Annotated in this window: 16 protein-coding genes and 2 riboswitches; of the genes, 11 read left to right on the forward strand and 5 right to left on the reverse strand. The window is 48.8% G+C overall.

Annotation, left to right across the window (positions count from 1 at the left end; translation table 11 throughout):
- Nucleotides 1–2: 2 nt before the first annotated feature.
- A complete protein-coding gene (locus CR205_RS11820) occupies nucleotides 3–1,118 on the reverse strand; it encodes a winged helix-turn-helix domain-containing protein (RefSeq protein ID WP_110520061.1) in 1,116 nt (371 codons plus the stop codon).
- 186 nt (nucleotides 1,119–1,304) lie between these two features.
- Between CR205_RS11820 and CR205_RS11825 the strand changes: the two genes are divergently transcribed.
- From CR205_RS11825 to CR205_RS11835, 3 genes are all read left to right on the forward strand, one after another.
- Entirely contained in the window at nucleotides 1,305–2,303 is a 999-nt protein-coding gene (locus CR205_RS11825) for a hypothetical protein (RefSeq protein WP_110520063.1), read from the forward strand.
- A gap of 170 nt (nucleotides 2,304–2,473) precedes the next feature.
- Nucleotides 2,474–2,953 carry a DUF456 domain-containing protein gene (locus tag CR205_RS11830; protein ID WP_110520065.1) on the forward strand — a complete coding sequence of 160 codons (480 nt, stop codon included), beginning with the start codon at nucleotides 2,474–2,476 and terminating at the stop codon, nucleotides 2,951–2,953.
- A gap of 127 nt (nucleotides 2,954–3,080) precedes the next feature.
- Nucleotides 3,081–3,593 carry an RDD family protein gene (locus tag CR205_RS11835; RefSeq protein ID WP_110520067.1) on the forward strand — a complete coding sequence of 171 codons (513 nt, stop codon included), beginning with the start codon at nucleotides 3,081–3,083 and terminating at the stop codon, nucleotides 3,591–3,593.
- A gap of 72 nt (nucleotides 3,594–3,665) precedes the next feature.
- Here CR205_RS11835 and CR205_RS11840 read toward each other — a convergent pair whose 3' ends face one another.
- Nucleotides 3,666–5,126 (reverse strand): serine hydrolase domain-containing protein, encoded by a 1,461-nt coding sequence (locus tag CR205_RS11840; RefSeq protein ID WP_110520069.1) that lies wholly within the window; start codon nucleotides 5,124–5,126, stop codon nucleotides 3,666–3,668.
- Nucleotides 5,127–5,303: 177 nt separating this feature from the next.
- The gene (locus CR205_RS11845) at nucleotides 5,304–6,566 is read right to left on the reverse strand and encodes a hemolysin family protein (RefSeq protein WP_110520071.1); all 1,263 of its coding nucleotides are present in this window, start codon (nucleotides 6,564–6,566) and stop codon (nucleotides 5,304–5,306) included.
- Between the two features lie 249 nt (nucleotides 6,567–6,815).
- Here CR205_RS11845 and CR205_RS11850 point away from each other — a divergent pair, with 249 nt between their 5' ends.
- The 5 genes from CR205_RS11850 to CR205_RS11870 all read left to right on the forward strand — a co-directional run bounded on the left by CR205_RS11850 (nucleotide 6,816) and on the right by CR205_RS11870 (nucleotide 12,359).
- Nucleotides 6,816–7,271 carry a DUF1772 domain-containing protein gene (locus tag CR205_RS11850; protein ID WP_110520073.1) on the forward strand — a complete coding sequence of 152 codons (456 nt, stop codon included), beginning with the start codon at nucleotides 6,816–6,818 and terminating at the stop codon, nucleotides 7,269–7,271.
- Nucleotides 7,272–7,415: 144 nt separating this feature from the next.
- Complete coding sequence (locus tag CR205_RS11855) at nucleotides 7,416–9,002, forward strand: BCCT family transporter (protein WP_236634784.1); 1,587 nt, start codon at nucleotides 7,416–7,418, stop codon at nucleotides 9,000–9,002.
- A 170-nt stretch (nucleotides 9,003–9,172) separates the two neighbouring features.
- The gene (locus tag CR205_RS11860) at nucleotides 9,173–10,846 is read left to right on the forward strand and encodes a glycoside hydrolase family 13 protein (protein ID WP_110520075.1); all 1,674 of its coding nucleotides are present in this window, start codon (nucleotides 9,173–9,175) and stop codon (nucleotides 10,844–10,846) included.
- A gap of 172 nt (nucleotides 10,847–11,018) precedes the next feature.
- Nucleotides 11,019–11,618, forward strand: coding sequence for a TetR/AcrR family transcriptional regulator (locus tag CR205_RS11865; RefSeq protein ID WP_110520076.1), 600 nt, complete (start codon nucleotides 11,019–11,021; stop codon nucleotides 11,616–11,618).
- A gap of 69 nt (nucleotides 11,619–11,687) precedes the next feature.
- A complete protein-coding gene (locus CR205_RS11870; RefSeq protein WP_110520078.1) occupies nucleotides 11,688–12,359 on the forward strand; it encodes a hypothetical protein in 672 nt (223 codons plus the stop codon).
- Between the two features lie 28 nt (nucleotides 12,360–12,387).
- Here the strand turns inward: CR205_RS11870 and CR205_RS11875 are convergent, their stop codons facing one another.
- Nucleotides 12,388–12,942, reverse strand: a complete 555-nt coding sequence (locus tag CR205_RS11875) for a hypothetical protein (protein WP_110520080.1) — start codon at nucleotides 12,940–12,942, stop codon at nucleotides 12,388–12,390.
- A gap of 46 nt (nucleotides 12,943–12,988) precedes the next feature.
- Nucleotides 12,989–13,198, reverse strand: coding sequence for a hypothetical protein (locus CR205_RS11880; protein WP_110520082.1), 210 nt, complete (start codon nucleotides 13,196–13,198; stop codon nucleotides 12,989–12,991).
- Nucleotides 13,199–13,335: 137 nt separating this feature from the next.
- On the opposite strand from CR205_RS11880, the gene CR205_RS11885 reads away from it, so the two are divergent.
- From CR205_RS11885 to CR205_RS11895, 3 genes are all read left to right on the forward strand, one after another.
- Nucleotides 13,336–13,692: a hypothetical protein gene (locus CR205_RS11885; protein WP_110520084.1), complete on the forward strand. Its 357-nt coding sequence runs from the start codon at nucleotides 13,336–13,338 to the stop codon at nucleotides 13,690–13,692.
- Between the two features lie 94 nt (nucleotides 13,693–13,786).
- Nucleotides 13,787–14,623 (forward strand): MBL fold metallo-hydrolase, encoded by an 837-nt coding sequence (locus CR205_RS11890; protein WP_236634785.1) that lies wholly within the window; start codon nucleotides 13,787–13,789, stop codon nucleotides 14,621–14,623.
- A 15-nt stretch (nucleotides 14,624–14,638) separates the two neighbouring features.
- Complete coding sequence (locus CR205_RS11895) at nucleotides 14,639–15,775, forward strand: zinc-dependent alcohol dehydrogenase (protein WP_110520086.1); 1,137 nt, start codon at nucleotides 14,639–14,641, stop codon at nucleotides 15,773–15,775.
- A 128-nt stretch (nucleotides 15,776–15,903) separates the two neighbouring features.
- Nucleotides 15,904–16,008: riboswitch (SAM riboswitch) on the forward strand.
- An 86-nt stretch (nucleotides 16,009–16,094) separates the two neighbouring features.
- Nucleotides 16,095–16,199: riboswitch (SAM riboswitch) on the forward strand.
- The last annotated feature ends 15 nt before the right edge of the window (nucleotides 16,200–16,214 follow it).

Here is a 16,214-nt window from a genome sequence, read left to right on the forward strand (position 1 = left end):
TATCAGAGGAAAAATGCCGCGCGTTTTTTTATTGTTTTTTTCAGTTCGATCAGGCGTGTGGAGGCGTAGTATTCGTCTTTCTTTTTCCGGAAATAGCGGATCGTTCCGGGAGCGGCCCCCGCTTTAGGCAGAAGCAGATCAATGAGCTGAAACAGAAAAAGGTTATAGTAGGTGTGGCCTGAGCGCCGGATCATCTCCAGCGCCTCATTGATCCACGATTTTCCCTCTTCCTTTCGGCCTGCATGCGTTGCTCCAATTCCTTCCAGCAGCGTCAGCGCGGCTTTTTCCCGCAAGTACGGATGGGCTTCGAGCACCCCGCGGATGCCGGTCAGTTCTTCGGTAAAAAGAGCCGGATCGCCTTTGTAAAAGAGAACGGCAGCCTTCATGATTCGTAGAGCGGGATAAAACCCATGATCTTCAGACTCCACCATCATGAGGCCTTCCTCCACGAACGCTATTGAATGATCCGGTTTTCCCGCTTTCATGTAGAGGGGCGGGAGAGTGAAAAACTTCAGGTCCATCGCCTCGACTTCCTTTATATCTGCTTTTCTTTCAAGGGTCCGTTCGATCAGTTCAATCGCTGCCTCCGTGTTTTCCTCCACATGACTGTAGAGAAAAAGGGGGAGGAATGTGAAGTCGTTGTGATCCGACTGCTCAAGCAGCGCTGTAAAGTCACTGTTTAGCAGAAAATTGACGAGGCGGTGCTGCCTGGTGAAGGCAGATCCCAGCTCCCGGCTGTTCAGCAGCTCTTTCAGCGCTTTTCCCTGACCGAACTTATAGTAGGTGCTGAACAGCTGATCGGTCTGGCGGGAAAGCTCTTCCGGAAAAGGATCGGTACTCTCGTCCTTCAGCTCGAGACAGTAGCCGAGCCCTTTAACGGTCCGGATCTCGACCGTATCGCTGAACGACTTCAGTTTCTGCCTCAGTCTGTATATGTGGTCATCCACCGTCCGATCCGTCGGTGCTTCCATCGGCCAGACCGCATCGAGAAGGGCATCACGGGAAAACGTCCGGCCCGCGTGTGCATGCAGGTAAACGAGGAGGTTGTATTCCTTCCGCCTGAGGGCGATCGTCTCCCCGCCAATCGTAACCGTATAATCAGAATCGGAAAATCGCATCTCCACACCTCCTCAAAAGTTTCTTTTCTATTATTATGCCAGATGGGGACGGTTCTCGCGTTGCATTTTTTGCAGCTGCTGAAGGTGTGCAACACGAGAACCGTCCCTCAATTGCATTTTTGGAGAAGGGTCTGGTGGTTTTATGTCCAATAGAGTAATAGGGACTTTTTCAGAAGGAGTGAGCTAATGTACAAGATCAGGGGTAATGATGTGGAAACCTTGGAACCGGCTACATTTTCCGAGCTGGGCATGAGTGAAAATGATATCGAGGAACTGCTTCGCTTGAATATCAGTATGCTGCATGATGAGGAGGAATCGCTGCTTGTCGTTGGGAAACAAGTACGCAACGAAAAACAGGGGCGTAGTGATCTAACTGCAGTTGACCAAAACGGAAATATCGTTCTAATTGAAATTAAGCGTGACAGGAGGGACATTGAACACCGAAAAGAAGCGTTTGAATTTCAGGCAATTCGTTATGCGGCCAGCTATGCAACGATAAAGGATCCTGACGAGCTGGTTGAAAAAGTGTATACACCTTATCTTGCGAATTACTACAAAAAAGAAGGGCAAGGAGATCTTACCTATTCTGAACTTGGAGCAAGAAAATTGACGGAATTTCTGGTGGAGAACGGTTCTGAACAGACTTTTAATTTGAAACAGCGCATCATGTTGGTAGCTTCCGATTTTGATGAACAGACCCTGTCTGCAGTCGCATGGTTAAACTCGAATGGCGTTGAGATCAGCTGCCTGAAGCTGATTCCATATCAAATTGACGGAAGTACCTACATTTATGTAGATAAATTGCTTCCTATTATGGACTATGGAGATTACTACGTAAATATTAGTGTTAAATCAGGTGGTTTGCAGCTGCCCACTTCAAAAAAGAAGGATATATCGAGGCGCTCGCTTCCCAAGATCGACAAACTGCTCGAGTGGGGAGCCGTTCATGACGGAGACATCCTGAAAGCCAGAGGAAGGGAGGAAGAGGGAGTCCTGCTTCCCAACGGCAAAATTAGATCAAATGGAGAAGAAGTGTCCCTCCAGTCCTGGCTGCAAGGGATTTTCGGCTGGTCGAGTGTCCAGACCTATCACTTCACAATTCACAAAGAAAGTGGAAAATCCCTGGGAGAAATCCGAGCTGCCTTTATGGAACAGCTAGAAAAAGAGAGCATCATCAAAGAGTAACATTTTCCTAAGTACGGACTGTTGTAAAGCAGGTTGTTGACAGGTGCAGCACGAGAACCGTCCCTGCGTGGCACCTGGAATTATCCTTCTAAAGTCAGGCTTTGGTACAATGGCTATACGGGTACATAATAGTAATACGTCGCAGCAGAAACTGCCTGTAAGGAGTTATTATGGATATTTTAATGTGGATCATCATTATTGCCTTTTTCGTACTGAGCTTTGTCGGCCTCATTTACCCGGTCATTCCGGGAATTCTCATGATCTGGCTCGGCTATCTGACGTATCATTTCGTGATGGACGGGCTCGGCATGTGGACGTGGCTCAGCCTGATTGTGCTTACGGTTTTCGTATTCGTGGCTGATTTTATTGCCAACTATGTTTTTGTGACCAAAACGGGAGGATCGAAGTGGGGCGGCCGCATGGCGATCATAGGGATCATCGTCGGCGTGTTTGTGATCCCGCCGTTCGGTATTATCGTTGTCCCATTTATTCTCGTTGTGCTCACAGAGTACATGCAGACAAAAAATGCCCGCTCTGCGATGAAAATTGGAACGGGGACAGTGTTTGCCTTCTTAAGCAGCACAGTGGCTAAGTTTATCATCCAGGTGATTATTATTGGTATTTTCTTCTGGGATGTGTGGCTGAGGTAAAAGACAGATCTGGCTGTGTCGTGGTCAGGTCTGTTTTTTTGTGTAATATGAAGGGGTTCTGACTGACGTAGTCGAAGTGTGGAGCAGATATCTAAAGCCGTCGAACGAGCCGGAAGGAGGACAGTACATGAGCGCATCCCTCATTATTCGATTTAAAGCATTTATGATTGATTACTCAATCATTATTATTTACCTATTGCTGCTCCTTGTCACCAGCGTTTTTCTTTACCCGCAGATTCAGTACGTATTTACAGGCTCGCCAGCCACTGCGCAATTAGCCGGCTTTTTGCTTGTTACAATGCCCGTTTCCGTTTACTTCATCGTTGGTGATTCAGCGATGGGCGGGCAGACGTTTGGTAAAAGAGCAGTGGAGATTCGAACAGTAACAGAGGCTGGAGAACCTGTGTCAGTCTTTCGAGCGATAGTCAGAACCGCCCTAAAATTTCTTCCGTGGGAGCTGTCCCACTTTCTCGTTTACAGACTTATGTACCTGGAAGACACATCAGTGCCAATCGTCTACTATATTCTCGGGGGCACCATTTACGCGCTCATGTTTGCTTACATCCTGACTGCCATCTTCACCCGAAAGAAGCAGACCCTCTACGACCTGATCGTACAAACAAAAGTAGTAAAGAGGTAGTAAAGGGGGACGGTTTTTACTTAGCATGATCTGTAGCTGAAATTTAAGCCTAGCACCTTTTAAGAGAATTAATCATGCCAAGCGGGTACCGTCCCCGCTTAGCATCTCCTTTGTGGCGGCTGTTTTTTTGCGCTTCACTGTCAGGATCAGAATGGTCAGCACTCCCCAGACCACAAGAACAGCGGTGACTCCCTGCACGAAAAATGCGACATCAGGTGTGAAGAGGCGGATGGTCCGCCATGGTGTGCCGAGCATCAGGCTGAACAGTGGGATCAAACCGGCACCGATTGCCATCCCGAGCCCTCCTGTGACCGCCCATAATGTGCGATTAATGATAATTTTTCGGTAAATAAGGATTAACGAAACGGTTCCGGCCACAAGGGAACCGAGCAGCGCTGCGGCGATTGTCCATTGGGTTACATAGGATACTGCCGGCAGTGTCGGTGGTTCGTCTCCGTTCATAATGTGACGGATGCCTTCCATCATGGACAGATAAGCTTCCGCTTCGAGCTGGTGGTTTTTGTTGATAAGAAGCACGGCGCCGCTGTTCTGTGACGGATCAAAGAAAATTTCAGACCGGTAATCGGGCGACGCACCAGTATGCCAGGCGTAATGCTGATCATCAAAAGGGTTGGTGAAACGCCAGCCGAACCCGTAACGGCCGCCTTCCTCAGGAGCAGAGGTGTAAATCTCGTGCATTTCATCGGACAGCAGGTCCCCGCCATTTACGAGAAAGCCCAGGAGTTTCGCCAGGTCTTCCGCACTAGCCGTCATATAGCCGTAAGGAGCGCCGGAATGGTCGTAGAGCCCGCTGCTTTTCACAGGCTGGCCCAGCCACGATTCATAGCCCGGAACATAGCCCGCGTTTAAAGCCTCTTCATAATTGGCAGACGTCTGCGTCATACCAAGGGGAGTAAAGATCTGTTCAGCCATGTAATCAGCGAACGGCTGACCGGTCACTTCCTCAATTACCGCACCGAGTAAAAGGTAGTTGGCCGAAGCGTAATCGTATGTTTCTCCCGGTGCAGCGGCAAGTTCCAGGCCGTTTAACTGCCCTGCCGCCTCGCGTATGGCACTGTCTCCCGTAAACGTTTCCTGGTCCGTAATGGAAAAACTCTGATGCGCAGTAATCCCGCTCGTATGCTCAAGCAGGTGGCGGATCGTGATCAATTGATCATTGGGGCTTGCATATTCAAAGGAGGGCAGGTAGGTATCCACCGGTTCGTCCAGAAAAAGATCGCCACTATCGATCAGCTGCATGATCCCGAATGATGTGATCGGCTTACTGATGGAACCGATGATAAAAGATGACGCAGGTGTGACGGCACGCCCGTCGCTCATCTCACCCCAGGTGTTTATATAATCCAGCTCACCGTCGCGGACAATCGCCAGTGATGCTCCGGGAATATGATAAGTTTCCATGGCGTGGTACATAAATTCATCCGTCTCATCCGACAGAGCGAATCCAGAGGAGGGGAAATGAAGGAAAAGCAGCATAACGGCCCCAATGAACAGAAAAAATTGTTTATACATTCGTTGAAATTCCTTTCTTATTCATTTTTAAGAAAATATTGTAAATTCCATTAAATCATACCATAACGAATGTAGAATGGGGACGGTTCTCACTTCACATTTTCACAAAATGCAAAGCGGGAACCGTCCCCACTTAACAAAAAGGACTGGCCGCGTTGGCCAGTCCTTTTATTATCATTACATGTCTGCGGCCAGCTTCAGGTCGGTTGTCACAGTGACGGACTGAACCCGTCGCTCGCTTGCATCATGAATTTTCAGTCTCAGGTGTTCGTAGGAGAGTTCCTCCCCTTCCAGAGGTACGCGCTGGAATTCTTCGGACAGCCATCCGCCAATCGTGTGGTACATCGTATCGGGCAGCTCCACCCTTGTAAAACGAACAAAATCATCGAGCGGATAATCCGCGTGAAACAGATAACTGGAAGCATCAAGCTGTTTGAACATCTTCACATCTTTGTCATGCTCGTCATATATTTCCCCGACAAGTTCCTCGAGAATGTCCTCAAGCGTAATCAGGCCGGCCGTGCCGCCGTACTCGTCAATGACGATGGCCATATGGGTCTTTTCTTTCTGAAGCTGCGGCAGGAGAGCGTTGATTTTCATTGATTCCATTACAAAAATGGGCTCTCTTAAAAGCTCCCTTATATTCACGTTCTCCTGTATATAAGCAGTGAAAAAATCCCGCTCCGACAGGGTCCCGACAATATTATCAATTGAATCTTCATAAATCGGTATACGTGAGAAGCGTTCCTTAAAGAACACCTCTTTTATTTTTTCAGGACAGTCCGTTACGTTCAGCGCCACCATCTGGGTCCGGGGGCGGTACACGTCCTGCACCACGATGTCGTTAAACTCAAAGGAACGGTGCACCAGTTCTTTCTCATCCTCGCCAATGACACCTTCCTGTTCGCTGATCTCCACCATCATTTTCAGTTCTTCCTCCGTCACCGAAGGGCCGGCATCGTTTTTGGTAATCAGCGATGACACGCCTTTTTTGAGCTGGATAAACAGCCAGTTTACAGGATAAATGATACGGATTAAAAAGAGCAGGATGCCTGCAATGCGGGAGGAAAATGTCTCGGCATACTCTTTGGCAAAAGACTTCGGCAGAATTTCACCGAAAACAAGCACAAGAAGCGTAACCACAAATGTGCTGATAAACACTCCAAGGTTCGGGCCGAAAATCTGGGTAGCCAGCTGTGCGGAAATCGTGGCCGCAGCAATGTTTACCAGGTTGTTTCCGATCAGAATCGTAGACAGAGCCTCATCAAACTTTTCGGTAATGGCGTATGCCTTTGCGGCTCCTCTGTTTCCTTCATCACTCATTGACTTCAGCCGGATGCGGTTGGCACTGGAAAAAGCCGTTTCAGATGAGGAAAAAAACGCAGAAAGCAGTAAAAGCAGAATAAAAATAACGATCAAACTCAGGGGAACATCTCCCAAGATCCTCACACTCCTTTAAGCAACATTATATACTGTTGCCGCCAAAAGTAATACTAAAAAAAATGAAAAGCGGGGACGGTTCCGGCTCTGCATTTCAGGGTAATGCAGCGAAGGAACCTTCCCCAATTAACATGCCCTTAAGGCTTAGATGACATTACCTCCCTGGTGCGTTACGGAAGACGGCGTCTTTCTTTACGATGAATATAACAGCCGCACAGCCGGCTGAAAAAAGACAGGGAGTTTTTTAGTATGAAGAAAATCAATTTCAAAGAAGTGCTTTTGTGGCTGTTCGTCATTAATCTTGGCATTGGAGTGGGAGCAGGTCTGTATGAAAGTGCTCTGGTGGTTCCGGAATACCCTGGGACTGATCCTGCCTCGTGGACCAATACGGGGCTGGCATTCTGGGTCTATGTAACAACGGTGCCTCTGACACTGCTGACGATGGCCAATGCCTTTGCCGCGTGGAAAACGAGGGGCCCACGCCGAAAATGGTTTATAGGTGCCGTGCTGATCGTCTTATTGGAGCGGATTTTTACCTTTTCCTATTTTATCCCGACGATGGCTGGCCTCATGGGGACCGCCGGAATTTCCCAGCAGGAAGTGGATCAGATTCTTGAGCAGTGGATGTTTCTGAATCACTTCCGCCATGTACTCTCGGCCGCAGGATTTCTCGCAGCCTTGAAGGCTCTCACCCTCCAAAAGTAACCAGGGACGGATCTCACGCTGCAAAATTATGCAGCGTGAGATCCGTCCCCGTTGTGCATGTGTCGTATGTTTTAAATTCCATATAACAGGAAAAGGAAAGGAGGCTGGTATTTATATGGATATTTGATAAAGGAGGGTTTCACATTGGAGACGAAGAACAGGGATAAGGGCCGACTGATTGATTACCGGATTTTTGTGCCGTCACTGCTGGTGATTATCGCAATTAGTGTTCCTTTTTCCCTTTATGAAGAGAGGGCCCTCACAGTGCTGGAGGGAACATTCAATATTATTGTAGACGTGTTCAGCTGGGGCTACATATGGTATGCGATCATTCTGCTTGCTGCCGGGCTCTATCTTTCATTTTCAAAGTTCGGACAGGTTGTGCTGGGGGACCCGAATGAAAAGCCCCGCTTCACGCTGTTTGAATACGCATCAATCCTCATCGCCATGGGCGTCGGCTCAACGATCATGCGCACCGGGATGCTGGAGTGGACGTCGGTTGCCAACGATCCGCCGTTCGGGATGGAAGCCGGTTCCACAGATGCCCTGCTGATCGGCAACGCCTACAGCATGTTCATGTGGAGCTTTCAGGTGTTTGCCATATTCGTCATGGCAGCCCCGGCGATGGGCTATATTCTTCACGTAAGAAAACGGCCGCTTATGCGGATTTCAGAAGCGTGCCGGTGCATATTCGGCGACCGTTTTACCGACGGTGCCGGCGGCAAGTTTCTTGATATAATTTTTCTCATCAGCATTCTCTCCGGTGCCGCCGTAACGCTAGGGCTTGGTACGCCAATTGTAACGTACAACCTGTCTCATCTGTTCAATATCGAAGTGACCTTCGGGCTCACGTTTGCCATTACCATTCTCTGGGTGGTGCTGTTTTCGATCAGTGCCTATGTGGGTATCGACAGAGGGATTAAGAGGCTTAGTACATTCAACATGTATTTGGCCGGAGGCTTCGCCATTTTCGTAATGGCCGCCGGTCCTGGTGTTTTTATTCTTGATTATTTTACCGAAAGTGTTGCAAGCCTCACTACAAACTACGTGAATATATCCCTTTACACGGATTCTCTTGCCATGGAGCAGGCATCCCATATGCAGAGCAACACCGTATTCTGGTTTGCCTACAGTGCCACGTGGGCAATGCTGCACAGTATTTTTGCAGCAAAAATCTCCCAGGGCCGGACAATAAAAGAGATGATTCTGACCTACCTGCTCGCACCGACGATGCTGTCGTGGCTTGCAACCGGTGTCCTTGGGGGACTCGGGGTACACCGTCATCTTACAGGAGACGTGCCGGTCCTGGATCTCGTACAGAATCAGGACGAGATGGCAGCCATTCCCGAGATTCTCGCTTCACTGCCGTGGTCGACACTGGCCATCACTGTATTTGCGATTGTGGCTATGATTTTCCTCACCACAACGCTTGACTCAACCACCTATACAATTGCAGCGTACACGAGCACGAAAGACATGAGCAAGCACGAACCATCCCGCCTGCTCAGAATTCTGGTAGCCGCGATTATCGCTGCCGTTGCCCTTGTTTTAATGAGAATCGGGGGGCTCGCACCGCTCGAAGTCGTTTCCGGGCTTATGGGGCTGCCGATTATTGCAATTCAGTTCCTCACCATCTACGCTGCAATCAAAATGATGACCCAGGACAGAGCGTGGATCAATAACGTCAGAGGAGCAGAGACTCACAAAAGCAGCCATCAGAAAAACGCCTAATGCAAAATGGGGACGGTTCTCACTTGGCATGCCAAGTGAGAACCGTCCCCAAATTACAAAAGCATCTACCATTCCCGCCTAAAGCCTGTTATAATATGTGCAAACGGTTTCACAAATTACACGCTAAGTTTGCACACATATATCAGCTCAGCAGGATACGGAGGTTTATTATGGAACAAAAATGGTGGAAAGAAGCGGTTGTATATCAGGTCTATCCGCGGAGTTTCATGGACAGCAACGGGGACGGAATCGGTGATCTCAAGGGAATTATGTCCAAACTCGATTACCTGAAAGACCTCGGAATCGAGGTCATCTGGATCTCTCCGATTTATAAATCACCCAACGAAGACAACGGCTACGACATCTCGGATTATCAGGAGATCATGGACGAGTTCGGAACGATGGCCGACTTTGACAAACTGCTCGCTGAAGCTCACAAGCGCGGGCTGAAAGTTATTATGGATCTTGTGATCAATCATACATCCGCCGAGCACGAATGGTTCGTGGAGTCACGTTCGAGCAGGGAAAATCCGAAGCGGGATTACTACATCTGGGCCGATGCGAAAGAAGACGGGTCCGAGCCGAATAACTGGGAAAGTATCTTCGGCGGTTCTGCATGGGAGTTTGACGAGAAAACCGGTCAGTACTACATGCACATCTTTGCAAAAGGGCAGCCCGATCTGAACTGGGAAAATCCGGACGTCCGCAGGGACCTTTACGACATGGTCAACTGGTGGCTCGATAAAGGAATCGACGGCTTCCGCGTGGACGCCATTTCCCACATTAAAAAAGCACCGGGCTTTCCGGATATGCCAAATCCGAAGGAAAAAAAGTACGTGTCCTCCTTTGACCGGCATATGAACCAGGAAGGCATCCAGGAATTCCTCAATGAGTTCAAGGCGGAAACCCTCGACAAATACGACGTAATGACTGTCGGAGAAGCGAACGGGGTAACGACCGACGACGCTCACCTGTGGGTTGGCGAGGAAGAGGGCAAATTCAACATGATCTTCCAGTTCGAGTCTCTTAGTCTATGGAACAAGGATCACGAAGAAGACGGCGGCTTCGACCTGGAAGCGTTTAAGGATTCGTTTACCCGCTGGCAGAAGGGTCTTGAAGGAACCGGATGGAACGCCCTGTTCCTTGAGAATCACGACATTCCCCGGTCTACTTCCACCCTCGGTGATGACGAAAAGTACTGGAAGGAGTCGGCGAAAGCGCTGGCCACGATGTATTTCTTCATGCAGGGTACGCCGTTCATTTATCAGGGGCAGGAAATCGGCATGACGAATGTGCAGTTTGATTCGATCGAAGACTACGACGATGTGGACGCCCACAACCTGTACAAAAACGAAACAGAAGAGGGCAAAACACACGAGGAAATCATGGAAGTGATCTGGAGCCGAGGCCGCGACAATTCCCGCACACCAATGCAGTGGACAGCCGAGGCGAACGGTGGCTTTAGTACAGGCACGCCGTGGCTGAAAGTGAATCCAAACTATAAGGATATCAACGTAGCTTCCCAGCAGAACGACCCGGATTCGATCTATTCCTACTATTATAATATGATCCGCCTGCGCCGGGAGCACGATGTCCTGATCTATGGCAACTACGACGTGCTGCTCGAGGACGACCAGCAGATCTATGTCTACACACGCACCCTTGACGGGGAAAAAGCCCTCGTGGTGACAAACATGACAGGGGAGCCTGCTAAGTTTGAACTTCCAAAAGAACTTCGGGTAAAAGGCGCCGAGAAACTGATCGGAAACTACGATGACGACGCCGGCCGAGACATAAACAGCTTTGAACTAAAGCCGTTCGAGGCCGCCGTTTACAAACTTTAATAAGTGGGGACGGTTCTCGCATTGCAAATGCAACGCGAGAACCGTCCCTGTTTTTCGAGAAGGAGTTCTCTTTTTTGTGTGGAATAGTGTGTGGTAGAATCAATTAGAAGGGGCGGGAAGCAATTATACATACGATTGATCGATCAATCATTATTGAAAGAGGAGGTATAAAATGCCATTATCAGACGCACAAACACAGAAAATGCAGCGCAAAAGAAGACAGATCTTGATTGCAGCTGCGACATTATTCGCTGAGTACGGTTATGAAGGAACGCCTGTGAAAAAAATAGCGGAAGCTGCCGATGTGAGTTTCGGCAGTGTTTTTACTTATTTTAAAAACAAAGAAGCTCTTTTTCACAGTGCAGTTACCGAACCCTTAAAAGAGTTTGAAAGGCTCGTAGACGAAATCGACCCTGAAGAGGATGATGTCCTTGCCGAACTGGAAACCATGGTAGCCAAACATATCAGGGTTTATGCCAGCATGAATGAATTTTTAATACTGGTAACACGAGTCCTCACACACTACCGCAAGTTTCCTGAGACATTCAAGGAACTTGATGAGTTTCAGGAACGGCTTCGAACCAAAGTAATGAGGCTTGTGGAGGCAGGGCAGGAGAAGGGTGTTCTCCACGAGCAGGATCCGGAAAATGTAGCCACAATCTACACAAGTCTTCTTTTGGGGTTAAGGCTGAACCTGATTGATGAACCGGACAGCAGAATGTGGGAACAGCTTGTCCCTTATGCATTGCAGGTTTTCGGGCCAAAACGATAATCTTCTTAAAGAGGATAATCTACGATTGATTGATCAATCATTAATAAAAAATAGCAGGGGCTGAAGACCTTGAAGCAACCAGCAAATACTCTCAAACGCTTCATTCTGGATCGACTGAAACTGGAGAAAATCCCCGAACTGAACCTGACAACCGGGGAATTGAAAGAATTTGAACAAATATACGAAGCTCACATCGCAGGCGTAAACGGAGAGCACTTTACCTATCAGAGTGAAGTGCCTCTATACCGGTTTCTCAACTACGTGCTTGAGCAGAAGAACGTGGTGGTGCACGGATCGAACAGCAGCACAATAAGAGAGTTTGAGCCGCGGGACAGTACCCTGTTCACGGGTAAGCCGGTCTCGGCCGTTTTTGCCTCAACCGACGGGGTCTGGTCATTATTTTTTGCTGTGAAGAAAAGAGCGGGCTATACGGGATCCCTTCGCAACCTGTGCCTTACGGTGCCCGGAAAAAGAGGGATCAGGCGGTACTATTATTTCTCTGTCAACCGCGACCAGCTGAAGGACTGCTGGACAGACGGCATGATCTATTTTCTGCCGAAGGATACCTTCAGACCCGGTGGTATCAGAGACGAATGGGTGAGTGAGGAGCCTGTCAAACCTCTGGCTGCAGTGCAGGTTTCACCGGCTGATTTTCCGCTTATCGAACAGGTCCGGCACCACAGTGAAGCAGACTCCATGATGAAAACCCTGCTTCAGGCGGCGTTTGTGAGAAAAAAATAAGGCAAACACAATCATAAAACTATTTGTGTTAGTTTGTTGTAAATAAAGAGGTAAGCGGTGCGGGATGATTAGGGAGTGAGGGAGGATGTTCCGTTATCTTTATATCAAGCGCTGCAGGGCAGGATTCAATCAGCAGGAATTCATCCTTAGTCTCAATTAGAAGTGTGTACAATAACGCCTCGTTCTGATTGAAAAAACCATAGCCGCTGATCTCTTTTATAACCGAAAATGAAAAAGAATAGCTTGTCTCCATAACATACACATGTTTTTGTGCTATGTGGCTGTCAATCTTTTTAAGATCGTCAAGATTATAAATGTAGTTCAGCGGTTCCGGTGTACCCTGCTCGTGCAGCAGCAGAATATCTTCACCGAATTGATTTTCAGTAAAGTTTAACCGCCAGAAACCTCTTTCAGCCGCTTCTCCGGTGTCTTCTGAAAAAACTGCCCAGTGTATGAATGGTTCCGGACATTGAATGCGCATGGCGTTTTCTCCTTTATCTCGAACCATTACAAAACGGCTGCCTGCAAGTTCAACCAGTGATTTTCCTTTAAGCTTCATAAGCTGCTTCCATTCCTGTCTCATCAGCCGGTCTCCTTTTCGTATTTGAGTTTCCTGACATATCTAACGATTACTTAAACCGCTTAAACAAATCAAAAATACTGAACGATGTTTTCCTGTACACTTTGTTGTAAGCGGCTTTTTTCGGATTTTTCACCCAGCCGGCTCCTTTTTTGCCGTAGGCGGGGACCGCCGCTTTTTTCACCGCACGTTTGGCCCGGCCGGTCGTTCTCGCCTTAAGGGAACGCTTGATACTCGGTTTACGCATGCCGAATTTCATACTCAGCCTCCTTTCAACCGTTTCATTTTCCTGCCTTAAGGGTAACATATTATTCCATTTCGTTGGCGTTATGAGCAGGTATTTACGAATGGAAATTTCAAACCCGGGAAAAATTAGGGGCAGGGAGGATGATGAGGATGAATGAATTGTACAGCTGGCTTCAGGACCATAAAGGAGAGCCGATTATCATCAGTAAAACGGATCTTGCAACGGGGACAGGATCGGAGCAGGATACAGATACGGTGCACATGCAGCTTCACGATGTGTCGGTTCAGAACCGGAGCGGTCACTACGTGGACGGGTATGTGTCTGATACCAAGCTTGTTCTGGAAGGTTCCGGCTTTATTGGCACAGATGCCGGTGAAGAGAATATTCCGGAGCAGGTTTACGAAATTCTGTTTACGGAGGATACCCGGACTGAAATTCTGGGAGAAACAATCACGGCCAGCTCGGCAGGGGTCACCTATACGTTTTCAGAGGATGAACAGATCTGATTGAGGATCTGTTCTTTTTTGATTTTGGGCATACAACTGAACATATTTCTCCTGAAACAGTGAAGGATAGAAAAAGAAAAAGGAGTGAGCGGCATTGAACGTAGAGATGCACTACGGCGGGGATTACGGCTTTATCCCGGCTGTATCCGTTAAAAGCGGTGATTATACCGAAGTGAGACCGGATGTCAGCTACTTCGTGAACCAGATTGTAAATGTCATTTTTGTCAGAACGGAAAACGGTTATGTGCTTGTGGATGCAGGCATGCCCCGTTCAAAGGACCGTCTTTTTAAGGTAATAGAAGAAAACTTCGGAAGCAGTCCGCCCGAGTGCATTCTTCTCACGCACGGCCACTTTGATCACGTGGGAAGCATCGTCGATCTCCTGATTGAGTGGCCGGAAGTCCCGGTCTATGCTCATCCTCTCGAGCTCCCCTATCTTTCTGGAGAACGGGATTATCCCGAACCTGATCCGTCCGTTGAAGGTGGGTTAATTGCCAAGGTTTCGGGCTTTTTTCCGAACGAAGCCGTTGATATTACAGGGGCTCTTCGTCCGCTGCCGGAGAATGGAGAGGTTCCCGGGCTCAGGAAGTTTAAATGGATCCACACACCGGGTCACACGGAAGGCCATGTGTCCTTTTACAGGGAGGCGGATGGGCTTCTCCTTGCCGGGGATGCGTTCGTGACCGTGCGCCAGGATTCCCTGTACGAAGTGCTGATTCAGCATAAAAAAATCAGTGGTCCGCCCCGGTATTTTACAACCGACTGGGTAAAAGCCTATACCTCAGTCAAAGCCCTGAGGGATCTCGGTCCAAGCGTGGCCATCACTGGTCACGGACCGGCTGCGGGAGGAACGAATCTCCGCGAAGGGCTGGAAAGACTGACCGAACATTTTCAGGAAGTGGCGGTGCCGGATCACGGCCGCTATTCATAAAAGGAGACACTAAACATGAAGGCAGTTACGTATCAGGGAATGAAAAAAGTCAAGGTCAAGGACATGCCGGCACCCCGGATTGAAAAGAAGGATGATATTCTTGTCCGGATTACGAGCACGGCAATCTGCGGGTCTGATCTTCATCTCGTGCACGGTATGATGCCGAATTTTCACAAGGACTATATTATCGGTCACGAGCCGATGGGAATCGTGGAGGAAACGGGACCGGAAGTGACAGCAGTAAAAAAAGGCGACCGGGTGATTATTCCGTTCAACATCGCCTGCGGAGACTGTTTTTTCTGCAAAAACCAGCTGGAAAGCCAGTGTGACAATGCCAATCCCCATGGAGAGGCTGGAGCGTACTTCGGCTATTCCGATACGTTCGGCGGCTATGCAGGCGGTCAGGCTGAGCTGCTTCGGGTTCCCTATGGTAATTTTGTACCGTTTAAAGTACCGGAGGACTGCGAAATGGAGGACGAGCAGCTGCTGTTTCTGTCTGATATCATCCCGACAGCATGGTGGGGAGTGGAGCAGGCAGGCGTAAAAAAGGGCGATACGGTAATCGTGCTCGGATGCGGTCCGGTCGGTCTATTAACCCAGAAATTTGCCTGGATGAAAGGGGCAGAGCGTGTGATCGCTGTTGATTACATTCAGTACCGGCTCGAGCACGCCCGGAGAACGAACAAAGTGGAAACATTTGATTTCACCGAGGAAAATGCCCTCGGCACCCACTTGAAAGAGATGTTAAAAGGCGGGGCCGATGCGGTCATTGACTGTGTCGGGATGGACGGGAAAAAATCAGCTTTTGAAATGGTGGAATCGGCCCTGAAGCTCCAGGGAGGAACGATGGGCCCGGTCCAGCTTGCCAGCCAGTGTGTCAGAAAAGGTGGGACAGTGAGTATGGTTGGGGTGTACGGCACCCGCTACAACATGTTTCCCCTCGGAGATTTCTTTGCCAGAAACATTACACTGAAAATGGGGCAGGCTCCGGTCATTCACTTCATTCCGGAGCTCTACAGAAAAATAAAAGCCGGTGCATTCGACCCGAGGGAGATCATCACCCACCGTCTTCCTCTCACCGAAGCAGCCCACGGATACGAAGTGTTTGATGAGAAAAAAGACGGCTGTATCAAGGTGGTTCTGAAGCCGTAACTTCCTGTCCATAAACACCCTTTTAACACCCTTTTTTTTCGGCGACCGTTTTTTGGGGAATTTCCTGTTGACATCCGTTCACACATGAGGTAAAGTTTGGATAATTAAAATTGAATGAAGTTTCGCAGTTCTTATCAAGAGAGGTGGAGGGAATGGCCCTTTGAAACCTCGGCAGCAGACCGCCTGCGGTACTGTGCCAAATCCAGCAGGCATAACAGCCTGGCAGATAAGAAGAGCATAGAATTCGTTACGCGGATCACTGCCTCTTCTTATTGCGGAAGAGGTTTTTTGTTTGCCCCCGCAGTACAATTTCATCGTTTTCTTATCAAGAGAGGTGGAGGGAATGGCCCTTTGAAGCCTCGGCAGCAGGCCGCTTTGCGGTACTGTGCCAATTCCTTCAGGCAGCAAGCCTGACAGATAAGATGAGGTCAATCGATTG

The organism is Alteribacter lacisalsi, from assembly GCF_003226345.1.
Classification (GTDB): domain Bacteria; phylum Bacillota; class Bacilli; order Bacillales; family Salisediminibacteriaceae; genus Alteribacter; species Alteribacter lacisalsi.